Origin of the sequence: Altericista sp. CCNU0014, from assembly GCF_044923475.1 — a bacterium.
Lineage (GTDB): Bacteria > Cyanobacteriota > Cyanobacteriia > Thermosynechococcales > Thermosynechococcaceae > JAAURS01.
This window is the reverse complement of sequence record NZ_CP137338.1, coordinates 5,567,285-5,584,686: the sequence shown is the minus strand read 5'-3', so window position 1 is coordinate 5,584,686 and position 17,402 is coordinate 5,567,285. Positions and strand designations below refer to the sequence as shown.

19 protein-coding genes are annotated in these 17,402 nt (G+C 48.9%); 15 read left to right on the top strand and 4 right to left on the bottom strand.

From position 1 onward, the window contains the following. Positions 1–49 precede the first annotated feature (49 nt). The gene (locus R6H26_RS26610; protein WP_404786936.1) at positions 50–457 is read left to right on the top strand and encodes a DUF6463 family protein; all 408 of its coding nucleotides are present in this window, start codon (positions 50–52) and stop codon (positions 455–457) included. Positions 458–544: 87 nt separating this feature from the next. Further along, positions 545–679, top strand: a complete 135-nt coding sequence (locus R6H26_RS26605; protein WP_404786935.1) for a hypothetical protein — start codon at positions 545–547, stop codon at positions 677–679. A gap of 271 nt (positions 680–950) precedes the next feature. Here the strand turns inward: R6H26_RS26605 and R6H26_RS26600 are convergent, their stop codons facing one another. Then, on the bottom strand, positions 951–1,520 hold the full coding sequence (locus tag R6H26_RS26600; RefSeq protein ID WP_404786933.1) for a TetR/AcrR family transcriptional regulator: 570 nt from the start codon (positions 1,518–1,520) through the stop codon (positions 951–953). A gap of 121 nt (positions 1,521–1,641) precedes the next feature. On the opposite strand from R6H26_RS26600, the gene R6H26_RS26595 reads away from it, so the two are divergent. Next, the gene (locus tag R6H26_RS26595) at positions 1,642–2,322 is read left to right on the top strand and encodes an NADPH-dependent F420 reductase (protein ID WP_404786931.1); all 681 of its coding nucleotides are present in this window, start codon (positions 1,642–1,644) and stop codon (positions 2,320–2,322) included. A 269-nt stretch (positions 2,323–2,591) separates the two neighbouring features. Here the strand turns inward: R6H26_RS26595 and R6H26_RS26590 are convergent, their stop codons facing one another. Next, entirely contained in the window at positions 2,592–3,059 is a 468-nt protein-coding gene (locus R6H26_RS26590) for a MarR family winged helix-turn-helix transcriptional regulator (protein WP_404786929.1), read from the bottom strand. Positions 3,060–3,106: 47 nt separating this feature from the next. Between R6H26_RS26590 and R6H26_RS26585 the strand changes: the two genes are divergently transcribed. After that, on the top strand, positions 3,107–3,505 hold the full coding sequence (locus R6H26_RS26585) for a nuclear transport factor 2 family protein (protein ID WP_404786927.1): 399 nt from the start codon (positions 3,107–3,109) through the stop codon (positions 3,503–3,505). Positions 3,506–3,690: 185 nt separating this feature from the next. Then, complete coding sequence (locus R6H26_RS26580; protein ID WP_404786926.1) at positions 3,691–4,182, top strand: hypothetical protein; 492 nt, start codon at positions 3,691–3,693, stop codon at positions 4,180–4,182. 164 nt (positions 4,183–4,346) lie between these two features. On the opposite strand, the gene R6H26_RS26575 is transcribed toward R6H26_RS26580, so the two are convergent. Beyond that, positions 4,347–4,940: a TetR/AcrR family transcriptional regulator gene (locus R6H26_RS26575; RefSeq protein ID WP_404786925.1), complete on the bottom strand. Its 594-nt coding sequence runs from the start codon at positions 4,938–4,940 to the stop codon at positions 4,347–4,349. Positions 4,941–5,205: 265 nt separating this feature from the next. Here R6H26_RS26575 and R6H26_RS26570 point away from each other — a divergent pair, with 265 nt between their 5' ends. From R6H26_RS26570 to R6H26_RS26535, 8 genes are all read left to right on the top strand, one after another. Then, a complete protein-coding gene (locus R6H26_RS26570; RefSeq protein WP_404786923.1) occupies positions 5,206–5,532 on the top strand; it encodes a putative quinol monooxygenase in 327 nt (108 codons plus the stop codon). Between the two features lie 44 nt (positions 5,533–5,576). After that, positions 5,577–6,449, top strand: coding sequence for an aldo/keto reductase (locus tag R6H26_RS26565; RefSeq protein ID WP_404786921.1), 873 nt, complete (start codon positions 5,577–5,579; stop codon positions 6,447–6,449). Positions 6,450–6,555: 106 nt separating this feature from the next. Continuing rightward, the gene (locus R6H26_RS26560) at positions 6,556–7,260 is read left to right on the top strand and encodes an SDR family NAD(P)-dependent oxidoreductase (protein ID WP_404786920.1); all 705 of its coding nucleotides are present in this window, start codon (positions 6,556–6,558) and stop codon (positions 7,258–7,260) included. 156 nt (positions 7,261–7,416) lie between these two features. Then, positions 7,417–8,013, top strand: coding sequence for a TetR family transcriptional regulator C-terminal domain-containing protein (locus tag R6H26_RS26555; protein WP_404786918.1), 597 nt, complete (start codon positions 7,417–7,419; stop codon positions 8,011–8,013). Positions 8,014–8,223: 210 nt separating this feature from the next. Beyond that, positions 8,224–9,402 (top strand): L-dopachrome tautomerase-related protein, encoded by a 1,179-nt coding sequence (locus R6H26_RS26550; protein WP_404786916.1) that lies wholly within the window; start codon positions 8,224–8,226, stop codon positions 9,400–9,402. A 178-nt stretch (positions 9,403–9,580) separates the two neighbouring features. Next, entirely contained in the window at positions 9,581–10,708 is a 1,128-nt protein-coding gene (locus tag R6H26_RS26545; protein ID WP_404786915.1) for an L-dopachrome tautomerase-related protein, read from the top strand. Positions 10,709–10,863: 155 nt separating this feature from the next. Then, a complete protein-coding gene (locus tag R6H26_RS26540; protein ID WP_404786913.1) occupies positions 10,864–11,208 on the top strand; it encodes a zinc-binding dehydrogenase in 345 nt (114 codons plus the stop codon). Between the two features lie 38 nt (positions 11,209–11,246). Beyond that, positions 11,247–11,447: a 4-oxalocrotonate tautomerase family protein gene (locus tag R6H26_RS26535; protein ID WP_404791460.1), complete on the top strand. Its 201-nt coding sequence runs from the start codon at positions 11,247–11,249 to the stop codon at positions 11,445–11,447. 380 nt (positions 11,448–11,827) lie between these two features. Here R6H26_RS26535 and R6H26_RS26530 read toward each other — a convergent pair whose 3' ends face one another. Then, positions 11,828–13,738, bottom strand: a complete 1,911-nt coding sequence (locus R6H26_RS26530) for a transketolase C-terminal domain-containing protein (RefSeq protein ID WP_404786911.1) — start codon at positions 13,736–13,738, stop codon at positions 11,828–11,830. Between the two features lie 148 nt (positions 13,739–13,886). Here R6H26_RS26530 and R6H26_RS26525 point away from each other — a divergent pair, with 148 nt between their 5' ends. Together R6H26_RS26525 and R6H26_RS26520 are read left to right on the top strand one after the other, a co-directional pair. Beyond that, positions 13,887–14,651, top strand: a complete 765-nt coding sequence (locus R6H26_RS26525; protein WP_404786909.1) for a DeoR/GlpR family DNA-binding transcription regulator — start codon at positions 13,887–13,889, stop codon at positions 14,649–14,651. 420 nt (positions 14,652–15,071) lie between these two features. After that, the gene (locus R6H26_RS26520) at positions 15,072–17,402 is read left to right on the top strand and encodes a GNAT family N-acetyltransferase (RefSeq protein WP_404786908.1); all 2,331 of its coding nucleotides are present in this window, start codon (positions 15,072–15,074) and stop codon (positions 17,400–17,402) included.

The following is a 17,402-nucleotide window of genomic DNA, read 5'->3' as shown; positions in this document are numbered from 1 at the left end:
CTGTCTTTGAAAATTTTCGATCGTCAAACTCAATAATGGAGGAAACAGGATGAACAAAATTAGCGGTCTGGCACTGATTATTATTGGATTACTTCATACCCTAATTGGATTGTTACTGCCTGGAGCGATTGGGTTTAGTGGGGTCTGGCAGGAAATTGTTAATGTTGGTGTAATCGACGCCGCCAAGCCAGAATCTTTACAAATCTGGGGGTATTACTGGTTTCTGATGCCGGGGTTGCTCATAATTCTCTATGGTCTGCTGTGTTACTGGGTTGAAAATCAGTTGAATGCCTCTTTACCCTCATTTGTTGGCTGGGGGCTATTGCTAGTTGCTGGTTTTGGCATTGTGTTGGATATCGATACTGGATTCTGGCTCGTGCTAATTGTTGCGATTAATGCGATCGTCGCATCGCAACGAGGCGATCGATCTCGTCAACCTGACGGCGAACAGCTCTGACGATATATTTGAATAATCGAAGTAGGATGAGAACTGCTTGATTTTGGTTTCAGAAACCTACAACTAGATGTGATTTCTGGGCCTACTGTGAGTGCAAATATACAGATTGCTAAATTAGCTGAGTGGATGGGGGCAGAAGTTGTGGCTATTCGTCCGGGAGCAGCGTGGATGAGCGCTCGCGGTTGGAGCGAAGTATCTTGGAGGATCGCGCGAGAGCAGTGAGATCGTAGCACTGCTGAATAAAAATCCTGTTGCATGCCGACTGCATAAAGATGTTTAGTTGAGTCTAAAAATTTGTTGGCGACGGTTGAACGGGATCGTTATGCGGCTTAGTCTTCAGTAAGGGTGCAGCCTGAGTGCTACTTGTTGGCATCTAAAATTAAGTAATCTTGGTAAATTCCATGTGTCTGGGATGGGCGAGAACCGATATCGGTGGGGCATTGGCACTGCGATCGCTCTACCTCCTCGGATTGTACGCTAAGACTTTGCAGGCTTATGTTCCGTCATAGGCTCGCATCAGCACCGTTGCCGCTTGGCACAACTTCACCCGATGGGTTTGATACAACCGCCGCTGCACGAAGGCCCCATCGACCAAAAGCATCAACCCCGCGCTCAGTGCCTCCGCTTGGGCGATGCCGCTGGACCTAGCGAGTGCTGCGAGGCGATCGCGCAGTTGCGTTTTATGGGCGATCGCCACCCGATGCCCTGGATAATCAATCTCTGGGAACTCGCTCGCCACCGCGAGAAACGGACAGCCCTGACTGTCCGCGCAGGCGAGCAATTCATCCAGCCAGCTAAAAATTGCGAGCAATTGCTGCTTAGGCCGATCGGGAAACTGACTGACCGTGATTTCAAACAATTCCCAAAACTTTTGATTACGCTCCTCTAGATAGGCCACCACCAAGTCATCCTTTGCCGGAAAGTAGCGATAAAACGTCGTCTTCGCCACTTCGGACTGGGCAATAATCGTGTCTACGCCGACCGCTCGAATGCCCTGCTGATAGAACAGCGTACTGGCAGTGCTGAGAATGCGATCGCGGGCGTCGGTGGCGGCTCTGGGCATGGTCGCTCTCTGCTCTACAAAATCTTGTTTGATTATAGCTTGACAAGATACAGACCTGTCTGTTTATATAAAGACACCGAAATAAGACAGACCTGTCTGTTTATCAAAAAGGAGTACCGTCATGAAGATTGGCATTATTGGCAGCGGCAACATGGGGCGATCGCTCGGTATTCTCTGGGCAGAGCAAGGCCATCAAGTTTTTTTTGGCGCGCGGACGGCTGAGAAAGGCCAAGCGGTAGCAGCATTGGCAGGACGAGGGACCCAAGGCGGGACAAACGATTCCGCCGCAGTATTTGGCGATGTATTGCTGTACTCGGCGCGGGGTGTCGATCCCTCTGAAGTGCTGGCTTCGACGGAAGTACTGACGGGCAAGATTTTGATCGATCCCAATAATTCAAATATTCCGGCGGGATTTGCCTATGAGCCGATCGTCAAATCCCTCGCTGAAACGTTGGCAGAGCAGGTGCCGAACGCGATCGTAGTCAAGGCATTTAATACCATGGGACAGGAGGTCTTCGAACTGGCCCCAGAACCTTTGAAAGAGCATCAGGTTTCTGTCTTTGTGGCTAGCGATGATGCGAAGGCGAAACAAACGGTGATGCAGTTGGCGGAAGAGATTGGGTTTGTGGCGATCGATAGTGGGGGATTGCGGAATGCTCGATTGATTGAGGAGATGGCTGACTTTGTACGGTTTTTGGCGATCGGGCAATTGCAGAATTTCTACACGACCCTATCGGTAAAAGTTTTGCCCGCAGCAGAACAAATCCGGTTGGGCGGGCGGCAAACCTCTAATTTGGCCTGACGGAGAACGACATTTCTCCTAGCGCAGTCTAACCACCCTAATGGGATGTTATGCAGACTCATTCAGTCTAAACGCCGAATGTGTGCTGAAAAGATTATTCTAGCGAGTTGAACGCAGGATGTTATGCCGAAACATTCGGTCTAAATATCCTGACAATAGGATTATGGCGAATCATTCGGACTAAAATCTGACAAAATCTGAAAGGATTGGTTGGCCATATGAATGCGGATGTTATATGGAATAAGCCAGCTCAAACAATTGTTATGCTTTTAGTCCATCCGTTCAGGAAATATATCTTCTGCCAACAGCTTCATGATCTGATGCCAGGTTGCCTCACCTTCTCGTCCGACAATTTCAAATGCCCTGGCAAAACGTTGCCGTTGATCGCTAGATAATTCCTCCTCCAAACATAACCCCGCTTGTGTCAGCGCTAATCGCTTGATCCGTCGATCCAGGGGATCAGTCTGCGATTCGATTAAACCTAATTTCGTCAGTTGCCGGAATGGTACATTCAAAGACTGCTTGCTAACTCCCAGCATTGCCAGCAGTTCATTTACACTCAAGCCCGGATGACGACCAACAAAATACAGGATTCGATGGTGGACACGGGAAAGCCCTTGCTCAGCTAGGATCGCATCTGGTTTCGCAACCACAGCGCGAAAAGCGAAATGCAATGCTTCCAGTGCCTGATTGAGTTCTTGGATGCGCCGATTATCCGAATTATTTAGGTCAACCATATTGACATATTACATGATTCTCGGATAGATTTAATGGGTCATATAGATTGACCTATTTTTCTCTAGATTTATTGACAGGAGCAAATATGCTGACTAAAGAGCAGGCATACGAACTAGCAGAGCATTGGGTTCAAGCATGGAATTCTCATGTTCTGGACGAAATTATGTCTCACTATGCAGAAGATGTGGTGTTAGTATCACCGATCGCGGCAAAACTCCTTAATGATCCATTGGGGACAGTCAGAGGCAAGGAGGCACTACGGGATTATTTCAAGAAGGGGCTTGAAGTTTATCCTGACCTCAAGTTTGAGCTTATCGATGTGATGTGGGGACTATTCAGTGTTGTTTTTTACTACATCAATCAAAAAGGCTCAAAGGCAGGTGAATTCATGGAAGTAGGCTCAACAGGAAAAATTACGAAAGTAATCGCTAATTACAACGAGTAAAGCAAGGCATAACAATCCCGTTGCATACCGACCGTGTAAAATTGGTTGGTGAATCCGAAAGGTCATTAGCGGCGGGTGAACGGGAACGTTGGGCTTCAACGGTGGCAAACTACCTTGCACTGTGATGGTCGGATAGCGCTAACCACTAGAATTACTCATTAATACAACTTACGGAAAGGTTCCTTATGTTGCACCATATTTCATTCAGCGCGCGTCAACCGGAAATCGTTGCAAAGGGTGTTGCCAAACTCCTCGACTGCACTGCCCTGAGGGCACCATGTCCTCCCTTTCCGACCGGATCCTGGTTCGTCTGTCTCGGTGATGCCCTTGGAACGCTTCTGGAAGTCCTTCCTTGGGGTTACGTCCAAGATAAGGAGGGAGGCATTGGCAAGAGCGTCGATGATCTCATGAGCGATCGAAGTAGTACTCATATCCTAATTCAAACACCCCGATCGACTTCGCAAATCGAGACAATTGCTAACGAGGAAGGCTGGGACTGTCTGCCCGCGAGCGCAGGCTTCTTTGATTTCACAAAAGTATGGGTGGAGGGTACCTTTCTGGTTGAACTCATGACCCCTGAGCAAGCAACGTCCTACACTGCTAATTTTGGTATTGAAGGAATGCCGGAGCTGGATGACAAGCTCCGGGAACTGGAGCGTGCGATGCAGAAGAAATAGCATGAGCCGGTGTGAGCGCAGCGTAGCCCAACAACCCCAATGCACGCCGACTGTATTAAGGTTATCTGTGGATGTTCAAGGTTACTAGCGGCGGGGGATTGAGAACGATGCGGTTCAGCCCTCAATAGGGGTGCAGTCTAAGGGTTACTTATTGGTATCTGAGACTAAGTAGCCTTCAGAACTTTGAGTGCCCATTGCGGTAGCTCCTCTGCAAACTGCCGATCGAGCGGTAAATGCCCCACCAAAAGCCGAAAATAGATGGCTCCATACAGAATATCGATCGCCAGTTCTGGATCGAGACTTGGATCGAACTCGCCACTCTCAATGCCCTGCTCAATGATGGCTTTAGCCGCAGCACGGCGAGGATAGAGAAAGCGATCGCGGTAACTAGTCAGCGCTTCTGGGCAGGCGTGTCCTTCCGCAATAATTTGAGCCACAATGCGCCCGTACTCACCGGAAAAGGCTTTGACCAGTAAGGTCATTTGCTGGGCGATCGCCTCCGTGGCAGAGACGGACTGAGGAAACTGAATCTCAGGGGACAGTTTTGCGATAAAGGCATCCATGACCACCTCGGCTTTATTCGGCCACCAACGGTAAATGGTGGTTTTGCCAACGCCGGAGGCACGGGCGATCGCCTCGATCGACAAATCCCTGAGGCTTGTGGTTTTGAGCAGCTCCCAGGTAGCGTCTAGGATCGCCGCCTGGGATTCTTCTGAGCGCGGTCGCCCAATCCGTTTGATATCAGAGGGTTGAGGCATTTTTTACAGAAGGGCTTGACAACTGAATTTTATTCTAATACGATACGTATCATAATTAATCGATACGCAACGACGCGAAAATAAAATGTGATATGAATACTTCCTGCGTCAATATGGCACACACGTTTGGAAACGCATGAACGATCGATGGCGATTGGTTCACGAGCATTTATCTGTTGGGGATTCGTCAGATTTGTAGGAAGAGATGCTTCACAGTTGGATTGACTACTAGAAAAACAAACAATTAGAAAACTCAAGAAATCCCATGACACCTCTAACAGTAATTGCTCGGATTAAAGCAAAACCGGGAATGGAAAAGCAAATGCAGCAAGACTTGTTGGGCTTACTCACACCTACCCGCGCCGAAGCAGGTTGCATCACGTTTGATTTGTTAATGGATGCCAACGATCCAACCGTTTTTGTGCTTTACGAAAATTGGGAGAGTCAAGCCGCGTTGGATAGTCACTTTGAGCAGCCCTACGTTAAACAGGTGTTGCGTGCTTATGAAGTGACTTTGGCAGAGCCGATCGCGGCACACTTCCTGAGCAAGATTGAGCCATCCATGTCTGGCAACAACGGCAATTCGATCTAGGTTGTGACGCCGTTAGCAGAACACTCACCCCTGGAGTCATAGCGATGAATCGTGCTACATCTGTTTCTCCAACCTTTGCGATCGCAAGCGATTTACAGGTCAATCGTATGGGCTACGGTGCGATGCGGCTGACTGGACAACCGGGAAACTTTGGCCCCTATGCCGATTGGGAAAGTGGGCAGGCTCTGCTTCGACGTGCTGTTGAACTGGGGATTAACTTCATTGACACGGCTGAAGCCTATGGGCCAGGGTTCAATGAAGAATTGATTGCTTCAGCCTTGCATCCTTATTCTGGCAATCTGACGATCGCAACTAAAGGCGGCATTGACAAACCCGCACCCGATAACATTCGCACCAATGGAAATCCTGAGAATCTTCGCCGGGGTTGTGAGGCGAGTTTACGGCGATTGAAACGCGATCGCATCGATCTCTACCAACTGCATCGCCCCGATCCTCAGGTGCCGTTTGCGGACTCGGTGGGCGCACTAGCTGAACTCCAGCGCGAGGGCAAAATTCGGCATATTGGTTTGTCTAACGTGACGTTGGCACAACTGGAAGAAGCGCGGCAAATTGTGGCGATCGCCTCAGTTCAAAATCGGTTCAGTATCAACGATCGTACGGGGGAAGACATTCTCGACTACTGCACTCAGCACAATATTGCCTTTATCCCCTGGGGACCGCTGGGTGCAAATCCATTAAAGCAAGGCACACCCCTAGCAAAGACAGAAGGCATCCTGGCTGACATTGCAATGCAGCATCACGTAAAACCCAATCAGATTGCTCTCGCATGGTTGCTCCATCGCGCTCCTAATATCGTATTGATTCCAGGAACAACTACGATTAGCCACCTCGAAGAAAATATTGCTGCTGCTGCCATTCAGCTAAATCCAGATGAAGTCAAAATTGTCAGCGAGTAATCTGAAAGCCTCAATGACAATCAACGAAACCGACATAGATGAATATATCCGCACTTACAGTCAAGGTGATTTCCGAGAAAGTTAAAAACAATAGGAGGTATACCTGATGGAAATGACATCAGTGAAACGAGCATTGGTGACAGGCGGGAATCGTGGAATTGGATACGCGATCGCCCAAGGACTCCTCGCCAAAGACTACGAAGTCATTATCACCGCGCGATCGCTAGATAGCGCAAAACAGGCTGCTGATAAACTACAAGGCTCTGTAATTCCAATTGAGCTAGATGTAACCGACGATCGCTCAATTCGCCACGCGGTAGAAATCTTATACCAAAGGTTCGATCGACTGGATGTGTTGATTAATAATGCTGGCATCCTTCACCCAGACAATGGTGTGGATATTCTCACCATCTCTCGTGAAAAGCTAGATTTAACCATGGATGCCAACATGTTTGGGGTAATTCGCCTCGTGCAAGCGTTGCTGTCGTTCTTAGAAAAATCCCAGGACGCCCGAATTATAAATCTTTCCAGCGGAATGGGTGCCCTTGACGGGTTGACAACCACGTCACCCAGCTATTGTCTCTCGAAGCTGGCATTGAATGGCGCAACGACTATGCTGGCTCAATCCCTTTCCTCCAAAGGGATTTCGGTCAATTCCATGTGCCCCGGTTGGGTGAGAACTGATATGGGTGGAGCATCAGCACCGCGATCGCCCGAACAGGGAGCAGACACCGCAATTTGGTTGGCGACAGAAGCCTCTCATCGCGAGAGTGGTAAATTTTGGCGCGATCGCAAAGCGATCGCCTACTAGGAAAAGATAAAGAGGCCGTTATATTTGTGCCTGTGTTACATCGAAAGGAAATTTACTGCTATTTTCCGCAACGATCTTCTAGTTTCTAGAATGCAACCTTGACAACGCAAGAGAACTTTGATTACTATAGAGACGACTGGTCTACTAAAAATAATTGTGAGCGCAAAAGTCGCGGTTAAAGAGGATACAAAGCTAGCTCTGATTAAGGCAGGGCGACGCATTATTGTAGAAAAAGGGTACAACCATGCTGGGATTCAAGAAATTCTATTGGCCGTGGGTATACCCAAAGGTTCGTTCTATCATTTCTTTAGCAGTAAAGAAGAATTCGGTTTAGCCATCATTGACTATGACTCCCAAATGCACGATCGCATTGTGGAGCAGTACCTAGGAGACACAAGCCTAAGTCCACTGAATCGACTGAAACGGTACTTCACCTTTAAGCTAGAGGAATTTGAGACGCTGCAATACCGAGAAGGTTGTTTGTTCGGCAACCTCAGTCAGGAAATGGCAGACCAAAACGATCGCTTTCGAGTGCGCTTACAAGCCGCGACCGATCGCTGGCGAGAGCAGTTTGCAGACTGTATTCAGTTGGCACAGGATGCTGGGGAAATCTCTACCAAAACCCAGGCGAAAGACCTAGCGGAGTTTTGCTTGAATAGTTGGGAGGGGGCTTTGCTACAAATGAAACTGAGTAAAAGCGATGCTCCCTTGCAGAACTATATCCAATTCATGTTTGGCGTAATTCTGAAGTAACACCCCGCTGAAACGGCGATCGCTTGAACCTGTATATTTGCCCCTAAAACTCCCCATCAACAATAGATATATTCGATGCTCGACTACTGGAAATCACGATTTTACTTTTAGAATAGACTGGTCTATTCTAAATTTAGGCGAGTGATAAGAAGCCTGTCAGGGCAGTTTAGTGCTCGCCAATACCCTTTAGCAGCTCCCAGGAGAATTTCTATGCAACAGACCTCAAAGCAAGTACTGAGTCTGTTGTCCACCCTCGCTCTGACGGGTGTGACCTCTGTACTCATTTCAGTCCCTTCGGCCACTGGCCAATCGCCACCTCACTCCGAGCAAGCGGCGGCCTCACCCCGCATTGGCCAATTAGAGTTAGTGGCGGATCTGGACATTACCCCCGGTAATGTGACCGTATCTCGCACCGGGCGCATCTTTGCCAGCGTCCACGGCATGCGTCGCGGACAGGCACAGTTGATTGAAATCCTACCAGGGAAAAACAAATGGAAACCGTTTCCTAACGCCGCCTGGAATGCTGCACCGGGAAGTGGCAAAAATGTATTGAATACCGCCCATGGAGTAGCCATTGATGCACGCGATCGCCTCTGGGCGATCGATCACGGCAACTGGATGCCCAATAACCAGGCCCCCGCCCAACCTAAACTGTTTGCCTTTGATATCAGCACAGGCAAACTCGTTTTTCGGATGGATTTCGATAAGGCAGCAGCCCCGGACAATCAGATTTTGCAGGATTTAGCTGTGGATAGCAAAACGGGGTTTGTCTATCTTGCCGATAGTGGCGATCGCGCAGGCATTTTAGTGGTGGACACAAATAACCGTAAAGTTTGGCGTTGGGAAGGACATCCGTCGTTACAAGCTGAGAATATTGACATGGTAGTAGAGGGCAATAAACTCTCCTTCCGCCGTCCCGATGGCTCACTGAATCCAGCCCGCATTGGCGTCAATCCGATTACCCTTTCAGCGGATGGGGAAACGCTCTTCTATGGAGCAATGACGGGCACTAAATGGTACAGTCTACCCGCTAAACTCCTCCGGGGACGTGCCACAAACCAGCAGTTGGCACAAGCCGTCAAGGTGGTAGGAAATAAACCGATTTCCGATGGTGTGAGTACCGATGCTGAGGGGAATCATTTCATCACCAACCTGCCGGAAGATGCGATCGATACCCTCAGCAAGGATGGAAAACTCACTCGTCTTGTGCAGGACAAGCGCTTTCTCTGGGCAGATAATGTGCGCTTCGGTGCTGATTCCTGGCTCTACATCAATATTAACCAACTGCATCGGGCCTCAATTTTTACGGGCAAACCCCAGGATGGCGGTACACCCCCCTACCAAATTTTCCGCGTCTGGACGGGCACGAAAGGTCAACCTGGACGATAGTCCGACATTCAACTGGGCATCTCACCAGGCATTCCATAGCCCCCAAAGCTCTGTGGAGCCGGAACCTTAGCCTCAATGGCTCAGCACTCTCCTCTTTGTGGCCGCTTTGAATAGACTGGTCTATTTTGTTAATTTTCGATTGAAATTGCTTACAACAATAAACTTCAGGAGATATCTCATGAAACGCTCTTTTGCTTCTTTCTGCGCCATCGCCCTTCTATCCTTATCCAGCGGCCTGTTCCTTAAGGGAAGTATGGCTGGAGCTGCGATCGGACAACCTACGCCCCAATTGACAGAGGTGGCTCGATCGCCTCGACTCTGGAATGTTGTTGCTGTTTCTGCGGAAGGGCGAATCTTTGCTTCCTTCCCCCGCTGGTTGGGAGATGCCACCCCATCAGTGGGAGAGGTGATGCCGGATGGTTCAGTGCGCGCATTTCCGGGTGATGATTGGAATCAATGGACACCGGGCGCATCTTCCCAGCGAAGATTTGTGAATGTCAACAGCGTCCAAGTCGATGCTCAGAACAACCTGTGGGTCGTTGATTCAGCCTCACCGCGCTTTGGTCAGCCCGTGATTCCCGGTGGTCCAAAACTGGTGCAGATCGATCTCGTCACCAATCAGGTGAAGCGTGTTTATAATTTCAGCCCGGAGATTGCCCCTGCCCGCAGTACGCTCAATGATGTGCAAGTGCGGGATGGTTATGCCTACCTGACCGAATCCGGTTTGGGCGCAATTATTGTGGTGGATTTAAAGTCTGGACAAGCCCGGCGGGTGTTGGCCAATCACCCTTCGACTAAATCAGATCCGACGATTGTCCCCGTTGTAGAAGGACGAGAGCTGAGGGACGCAGACGGTCGAGTGCCCCAAACCCATGCCAACGCGATCGCCCTCAGTCCCGATGGCACCTGGCTCTACTTCCAACCAACCTATGGCCCCAATCTTCTGCGCGTTCGCACAGCAGATTTACGGAATACAAGGCTATCCGAAACCGACTTGGGTCAGCGCGTGGAACGGTTGGGGAAAACGGTGGCTAGCGGCGGGATGACTGTGGATCGTCGGGGAATTTTGTATCTGGCCGACATCGAAAAGAATGCGATCGCAATGCGTTGCCCGAATGGTCAACTAAAGCCTTTAGTACAGGATAGCCGTTTGACCTGGCCCGATGGCGGCAGTATGGGTCGAGATGGGAATCTTTACTTTCCTGTTGCCCAGGTGCATCGACTGCCCCGGTTTAGTGGGGGCGTCGATCGCACCGAAAAACCCTTTCGGTTGTTCAAGGTGAATACTCAATCTGTGCAGTGCTAAGGCCATTGTCTGGACTACAGACGCTGGTTGACTGACGGTTAATATTTTGCGAAAGCCCCACTGATTTTAAGCTTTCGCAAAATATTAATCGCGCGGGCAATGGAAGTAACGAATGGACAAGGTGCTGATATCTTTATGCTGCGGTCGCTGGAGCGTTGAGCGAGAAACTGGCCCAAGCTGTCAAAATTCAAGGGCATTGGATTGTCTACGGGGCCTTGGATGTGGAAAATTTAGGCGGATTTCCGTGGTGGACTGCCTTTACCCGAACATTTCACTTCCATGTCTACAAAGTCTTTGACTTTACGGGCAATCGTCATCTTGGCTTAGTGGGCGATGAAGCCGCCTTTAATCGCGCCAAAGCCTTTATTGCGGCTGGCTTAGCCGATGGTTCATTCCCGCTCACGATCGATCGCCAATTCCAAGGATTAGAATCCCTGCCCGAGGCAATGCACTATATGGCATCCAACCAAACGGCTGGCAAAATAATTGTAAGTTTGTAATTATTTCGTGAATCCCTATGCCCTACGTCAACATCTAGATCGCAAAAGGCGCAACGAGAGCGCAGAAAGCTCAACTTGTGAAAGAAGTCACGGATTCGCTGGTTCGGATCCTTGGCAAAAAGCCAGACCACATCCACATTGTCATTCAAGAAATTGCAGACGAAGACTGGGGATTTTCAGGGCTATTGACCGACGAGTGGAAACAACAGCAAGCGCGATCGCCGCAGACTGAACCTTGATGTACCGTAGCAGCAAAATACCCAGCCTAGTTCTCAACCCATTGCCTTGCGGCGATCGCCTGAGCAAAAAGCCGATACTGCGATTTGATTGGCAACGGTCGCACCCCGCAATCAGAGCAGCAAGTTCTTCAGCGATAGCTTGCGCTGACTTGTCAGTTCGCAAAGTTATTCCTTTCTAGATAATATTTTACCGCTGGAGGGAATGCAAAGGTGACTAGTCACCGCTAAAGGAGAACGTTTGGAGGCGGTTTGAAAAGTGCCATATATTTCTGCCTTCGCCCCTCAGCCCTCCAGTTTTTGGAAGTTCTGAACTTTTAAGATACAAGGGGGCGAGTGAATATCTATGCAACTTTTCAAACCATCTCTCCAAAGAAGAAAGGTTATTTCACCAATTCCTTCACCTTGCTCATGATGCTGTCAGGATCCAGCCCTTGATGGGGGTATTGTTCCCACAGACCGCCGCAGCCTTCCTTATGGGTGCCGAGGTGCGCGAACTTAGGCGTTAGCCCTCGCTCCAGCAACCAAGAACCAAACCGACTGCCCAAGCCTGTCCGGCGATTAAACGCTTCGACAACCAGCACGAAGGGAGCAGCGCCAACCTTGGCAAGCATCGCTTCATCAATGACATTCAGCGTCGGTTTGTTGATGAGGCCAACGTTAATTCCTTCTTGGTTGAGGCGTTCCACGGCATCGGCAGCGCGGTAAAGGGCATCGCCAAAGCTGACGATATAGCCAGCGGTACCTTCTCTTACCACTTCGTCTTTACCAGGGACAAAGGTGTAGTCGGCGCCATAAAGATCGCCGCCCTGAGCGTTCAGAATATTAGGCGTTTTGGAGCGAGTCGAGAAGATAAACCGCAGCCCAGGATTGTTGAAGACTGCCTTGACGCAAGCTTTCATCTGCCCTGCATCGGCGGGGAAATAGAGCTGGGTTTCGTAACCGTCATCGAGGCCGTTGTCAGCAAAGAAGTTGTTGAGGCCGAAGTGGCAGGTATTGTCTGCCATATCGTCGATGCCGGAGTGGGAGAAGTGACAGAGCAGGTTGGAGTAGTTCAACCGCGCCATCGTAATTTCTGAAATGCACATTTCTAGGAAGGCCGCAAAGGTTGCAAAAATCCCTTGCTTCCCAGCTTGCATTCCAAACCCAGCGGCAGCGGAAATATTGCCCCGCTCCATGATGCCGGAAGGAATGAAGACTTCCGGGTGGGCATCGTGAATTTTCTTCAGCCCGCAAGACCCTTCCAAATCGCTATCGATGACCAACACATTGGCTTTGCGATCGGCTTCGCTCATGCCATCTAGTACGGATACGACCGCATCGCCAAACACATTCCGATTGGAATCCCAGGTACTCCCCGAACCTTGGAAGGTATAAGGATTTTTAGGGGCTTCGATGGCTTTGAGATAGGCGACGGCATCGGTCAAACCGCGTTTTTCGAGGTAGGCGATCGCCAATTTCACCGAAATCACATCGTGGCCGTGGGTGCTCCCTTCCAATCCTTCAATTCCGACGGACATGGGGCGTTTGTTGACAACTGCCACGGGACCAGGGGTGTTCACGGCTTCGCAGATGCGACGGTAGAGATCGTCTAAGTCTTCGCCATTGCCTTCGAGGATTTTGATGCCTTGTCCGGCAAGGGTTTTAGCAACCGTATAGCCAGGAAGATAGTTGGAAGGATGCCCAGCAATTGTTACGTCGTTGTCATCGATAATCAGCTTGACGTTGATGTGTTGGGCAACTGCTAGCCGTGCAGCCTCGGCATCGTTTCCTTCTTGTTGGGAGCCATCGGAGCCGAGGCAAAAGACAGTTTTGCCAGGGTTGGCGATCGCCACGCCGTTTACGTAGGGCCACATGTGACCCAAGCGACCGGAACTGAATTTGACGCCGGGCGTGAAGTTGACTTCTGGGTGTCCAGGCAGGTGGGAATGGGCTTCGCGGTAATGGGCCAATTTTTCGACGGGCAGATCGCCGTGGAGGGCTGCCATCAGATATTGAGTGGCAACGCGGTGTCCGGCTTCGTCAAAGAAGATGGGCACGTACTGGTCTGGGCCGCCTCGGAACAGCGCATCCAAGATCGCGACTTCAGGCACGGTATCGTAGGGCCCGCCCGTATGACCGCCCACGCCTCTGGCTGCACCCGTTGCGGTGAAAAACACGATCGCATCGCGGCACAGTTGAATGTTGGCTTTCAGGATGGAGCGCTGTTCGTCCGTGAGGGTGGGCTTGGAGGCATCGAGCTTAAGGGGCTGGTAAGCGCTGAGGTCGATTGGGAAAGCAAGATTGGGACTCATCGGGTTTTCTCAAAGAATAGGGCGAATATTTGCACGTTTGTGCACGATCTAGATTGAAAGAACGGTTTCAATAGGTAATACTGAATAAGTATAAACTCACAAATGCGCATTTTCAAGGCCAAACACGCACTTTCGGGAAAACTCAATTATGCTGACGGCGGAGCGGCGACAATTTATCTTAGAGATCCTGAACAAGGACAAGAAGGTGCTGTCTTCTGAGCTGAGCGCGGATCTCAAGGTCTCTGAGGATACGATCCGTCGCGATCTGCGGGAATTGGCGGAGGCGGGGCTGTTGCAACGGGTTCACGGCGGGGCGCTGCTGAAGTCTCCAGCCACGGCTAGTTATGCCGATCGCCAGAAACAGGCACCCAAGGAGAAGGAGGCGATCGCCCGTGCGGCAGCAAAACTAGTCCGTCCGAGGCAGGTGGTGATTTTGGATGGGGGCACGACGACGCTCCAGGTAGCCCGTCACTTGCCCCTGGATTTACAGGCGACCATTGTGACCAATAGCCCGCCCATTGCGATCGCGTTGGCCGAGCATCCACAGATTGAGGTGGTGATGTTAGGTGGGCAGCTTTATAAGAAGGCGTTGGTGAATGTGGGCGCTGCAACGATTGAGGCGTTGGGGATGATTCGGGCAGATCTCTGTCTGCTAGGAGTTTGCAGTTTGCATCCAGAGGTGGGGATTAGTGTGACGAATTTAGATGAGGCCCATGTGAAGCGGGCGATGATTCAGGGGGCTGCGGAGGTGGTGGGGTTAGTGACGGCACAGAAGTTGGATACGGCGGCGACCTATGTGGTGGAGTCGATTCAAGCACTGACCTATCTTGTGACGGCGGCAACGGTGCCCCATGAGATGCTAGTAGCGTACAAGGATCTGGATATTACGATTATTCGGGATGAAGTGGGGTGAGGCGATCGGGTTCGGCATGGACATTCATGGACTTCGGTAAGATGGCTTTGGTGAATATGCTAACCTTTGCTGTAGATCAGAAAACTTGGGGTGAATATACAGTCAGATATGTGCTCATCGTCTGTAAATCTTGAGGTGCACAGCAAGACTCTGTAGATTAGATTGTTGGCACGCTTGACCGACTGATCGAGGCGGATACGTCAACATTATCTGCTTAGTCTGAGTTCCTAAATGCCATGAGTATAGTTAGATTCTCAGGACTTACCTAGAGAATTTAGCTAATTCGAGATTCCATCTAACTATCAGGCTTTGGGATTAAATCAATAATCTGACAAGTAGCCAAAGTTTACACCTGTAATATCCTCAATCGCTTAGAATCATTGACGGACAGTTTATTAATGAGGCTGAGACGAGAATAAGATGGGTATAGATTCCACAGAAAATATGACCGTAAAGCAGGTCGCTGAGTACTTAGGAATCTCACAACCATCAGTTTATACACTCGTACAGAATGGAGCAATCTTTGGCTGGAAATATGGACAACGATGGGAATTTTTAAGATCAGAGATTGAAACCTGGAAACATAAAAACTTGAGCGAACAAAGTTGCAGTTTAATGCAGAAGCCTGTAAGACAGCGAATAGTTCAGATGATCGCTCCCCGTAAGCATCTTAAAGAAGTACGTTTTGCTGACGATGATACTACCCTTCTGGTCCCACGCTCTGCTTGTATTACAAAGGGTGATCAAGTAGAACTTACTGAAAGTGCTGCCTGGGTTATTTGCAAAAATGGAAAGGCGCAAATCTTCCCTGTTTATGAAGTACTTGAGTTATTGCAGTTAGGAGGACTGGAATTACAGTTTGTTGTCAAGGAAATTACAGAGCCTGAGGAATTATCAGCCTATCAAGCTTTGACTGAGTTCCACTACCGCAGTCGTACACTTTTTGGGCGGACAGCCACTCTAGTTATCAGAAATTTTCATCCCATTTACCCTAAAATAATCGGATATATAGAGATCTCAACTTCTTTCTATATGAACACAGCTCGTAAATCTATTTTGGATGCCCCATTTCAAGCTGAGAATATTTCATGGGAGGCATGGGATAAAGAAACGAGTCGGCACTATATCCATGTCATTGCTCGTATTGCCCGTTGTGTGGTTTATCCTGAATTCCGTGGTTTAGGACTAGGACAATTGCTCATTAAACATGCTGCTGAATTTGCTCGAAATCGTTGGCAAATTGCTAATATTAAACCCTACTTTTTAGAAATTTCTGCGGACATGCTGAAGTTTGTTCCTTTTGCGCAAAAAGCTGGGATGGTCTTCATTGGAGAGACTGAAGGTAATCTAAATCGTGTCGCAAAAGATATGGCTTATCTACTCAAGAACTTCCAACGAGTACAAGATGGAGAAATTGTCAAGGAAGAGTCTTGTGGCATTATTGATCAGCAGGTTTCTCGCATGAGACGAGCAGCTCTTTTAATGAAGGAAGAAGGCTGGACGATAAGGGAATTGGTTGAACGATTAGAGAAATTATCCCATGAATCAGTTTTGAAAGATTTTAATCTATTTCATGATATTGTCAGTCTTCCCAAACCAACGTATTTGAAGGGTCTTGTTCCCGATTCAGAAGATTTCTTAAGGCAGAGAGTTAATAAGGTTTCTCCTAAAAATGGACATGTCAGACCAACAATTGATTTGGAACCTCTCAAAGAATCCATTCATCTTCAGGGCATATCTTTAACTTATCAATCAAATGTTCGACGTACACAACAAACCCATGCTATTCATCAAGCGTTTAGTATTTCTCCTGATGATATTAGTCATAAGGTATTAAGCCATTTGAACCTAACGTTGAATCCTGGTGAAGTTGTCCTAATCACAGGCTCATCTGGATCGGGTAAAACGACTTTACTAAACCTGCTCACAAAAGGGACGTGTACCAGACTGACAGGAGATATTCAGATACCAAGCAACTATCGCGTGGGAAATTTTGCGGCAATTCGTTCCCAAAAGGCACTGATTGAAGTAATCGGTAATCGGGATATCCGATCCGCACTTCATTTGATGGGACTTGTAGGCTTATCAGATGCCTTTGTATACTTGAAGCGGTTTGAGGAATTAAGCAATGGTCAGCAGTATCGCGCTAAATTGGCTCAGTTAATTGCTGGAGGCTATAATGTCTGGATTGCTGATGAGTTTTGTGCAACCCTCGATCTTGTTACAGCAAATGTTGTGGCTGATCGGTTACAAAAAATTGCAAGACAATTAAATGCTTTATTAATTGTAGCATCATCACAACCAGAAGTTTTTGCACGGGCACTGTGCCCAGATCAAGTTGTTCAACTCACCACTGCCTGGGAGCATCGAGTAATGAGTGGTTCAGAATTTCTTCAGCCTTTTTCGGCACAACGTTCAAATTCCTCAGCGCAAACCTTGAGTATAGCTGTCAAGTATTTATCTGCGGTTCGCTCAGGACAGAAATGTAGCACCATTCGCAAAGGTCGCCTAAAGTTTAACAAAGGACTTCTCATTCTAAATGCCAAGACAGGGGACTTTGTATCAGTTAATGTCACTGATGTTAAACACACTCGTTTCAGATGTCTGACAGAAGGTGATGCAGTCAAGGATGGATTTTCCAGTTTGACCGATTTACAGAAAGCTTTGCTAGAGCATTACCCTAATATGAGTGTGGATGGGTGGGTGACAATTGTATCTTTTGATACGTCTTGCAAAATCAGGCAATCGTGA

Coding starts and splice junctions, on each gene's coding strand:
- R6H26_RS26610 (WP_404786936.1), top strand. CDS start 50: ATGAACAAAATTAGCGGTCTGGCACTGATTATTATTGGATTACTTCAT.
- R6H26_RS26600 (WP_404786933.1), bottom strand. CDS start 1,520: ATGCCCAGAGCCGCCACCGACGCCCGCGATCGCATTCTCAGCACTGCC.
- R6H26_RS26595 (WP_404786931.1), top strand. CDS start 1,642: ATGAAGATTGGCATTATTGGCAGCGGCAACATGGGGCGATCGCTCGGT.
- R6H26_RS26590 (WP_404786929.1), bottom strand. CDS start 3,059: ATGGTTGACCTAAATAATTCGGATAATCGGCGCATCCAAGAACTCAAT.
- R6H26_RS26580 (WP_404786926.1), top strand. CDS start 3,691: ATGTTGCACCATATTTCATTCAGCGCGCGTCAACCGGAAATCGTTGCA.
- R6H26_RS26575 (WP_404786925.1), bottom strand. CDS start 4,940: ATGCCTCAACCCTCTGATATCAAACGGATTGGGCGACCGCGCTCAGAA.
- R6H26_RS26570 (WP_404786923.1), top strand. CDS start 5,206: ATGACACCTCTAACAGTAATTGCTCGGATTAAAGCAAAACCGGGAATG.
- R6H26_RS26565 (WP_404786921.1), top strand. CDS start 5,577: ATGAATCGTGCTACATCTGTTTCTCCAACCTTTGCGATCGCAAGCGAT.
- R6H26_RS26560 (WP_404786920.1), top strand. CDS start 6,556: ATGGAAATGACATCAGTGAAACGAGCATTGGTGACAGGCGGGAATCGT.
- R6H26_RS26550 (WP_404786916.1), top strand. CDS start 8,224: ATGCAACAGACCTCAAAGCAAGTACTGAGTCTGTTGTCCACCCTCGCT.
- R6H26_RS26545 (WP_404786915.1), top strand. CDS start 9,581: ATGAAACGCTCTTTTGCTTCTTTCTGCGCCATCGCCCTTCTATCCTTA.
- R6H26_RS26530 (WP_404786911.1), bottom strand. CDS start 13,738: ATGAGTCCCAATCTTGCTTTCCCAATCGACCTCAGCGCTTACCAGCCC.
- R6H26_RS26525 (WP_404786909.1), top strand. CDS start 13,887: ATGCTGACGGCGGAGCGGCGACAATTTATCTTAGAGATCCTGAACAAG.
- R6H26_RS26520 (WP_404786908.1), top strand. CDS start 15,072: ATGGGTATAGATTCCACAGAAAATATGACCGTAAAGCAGGTCGCTGAG.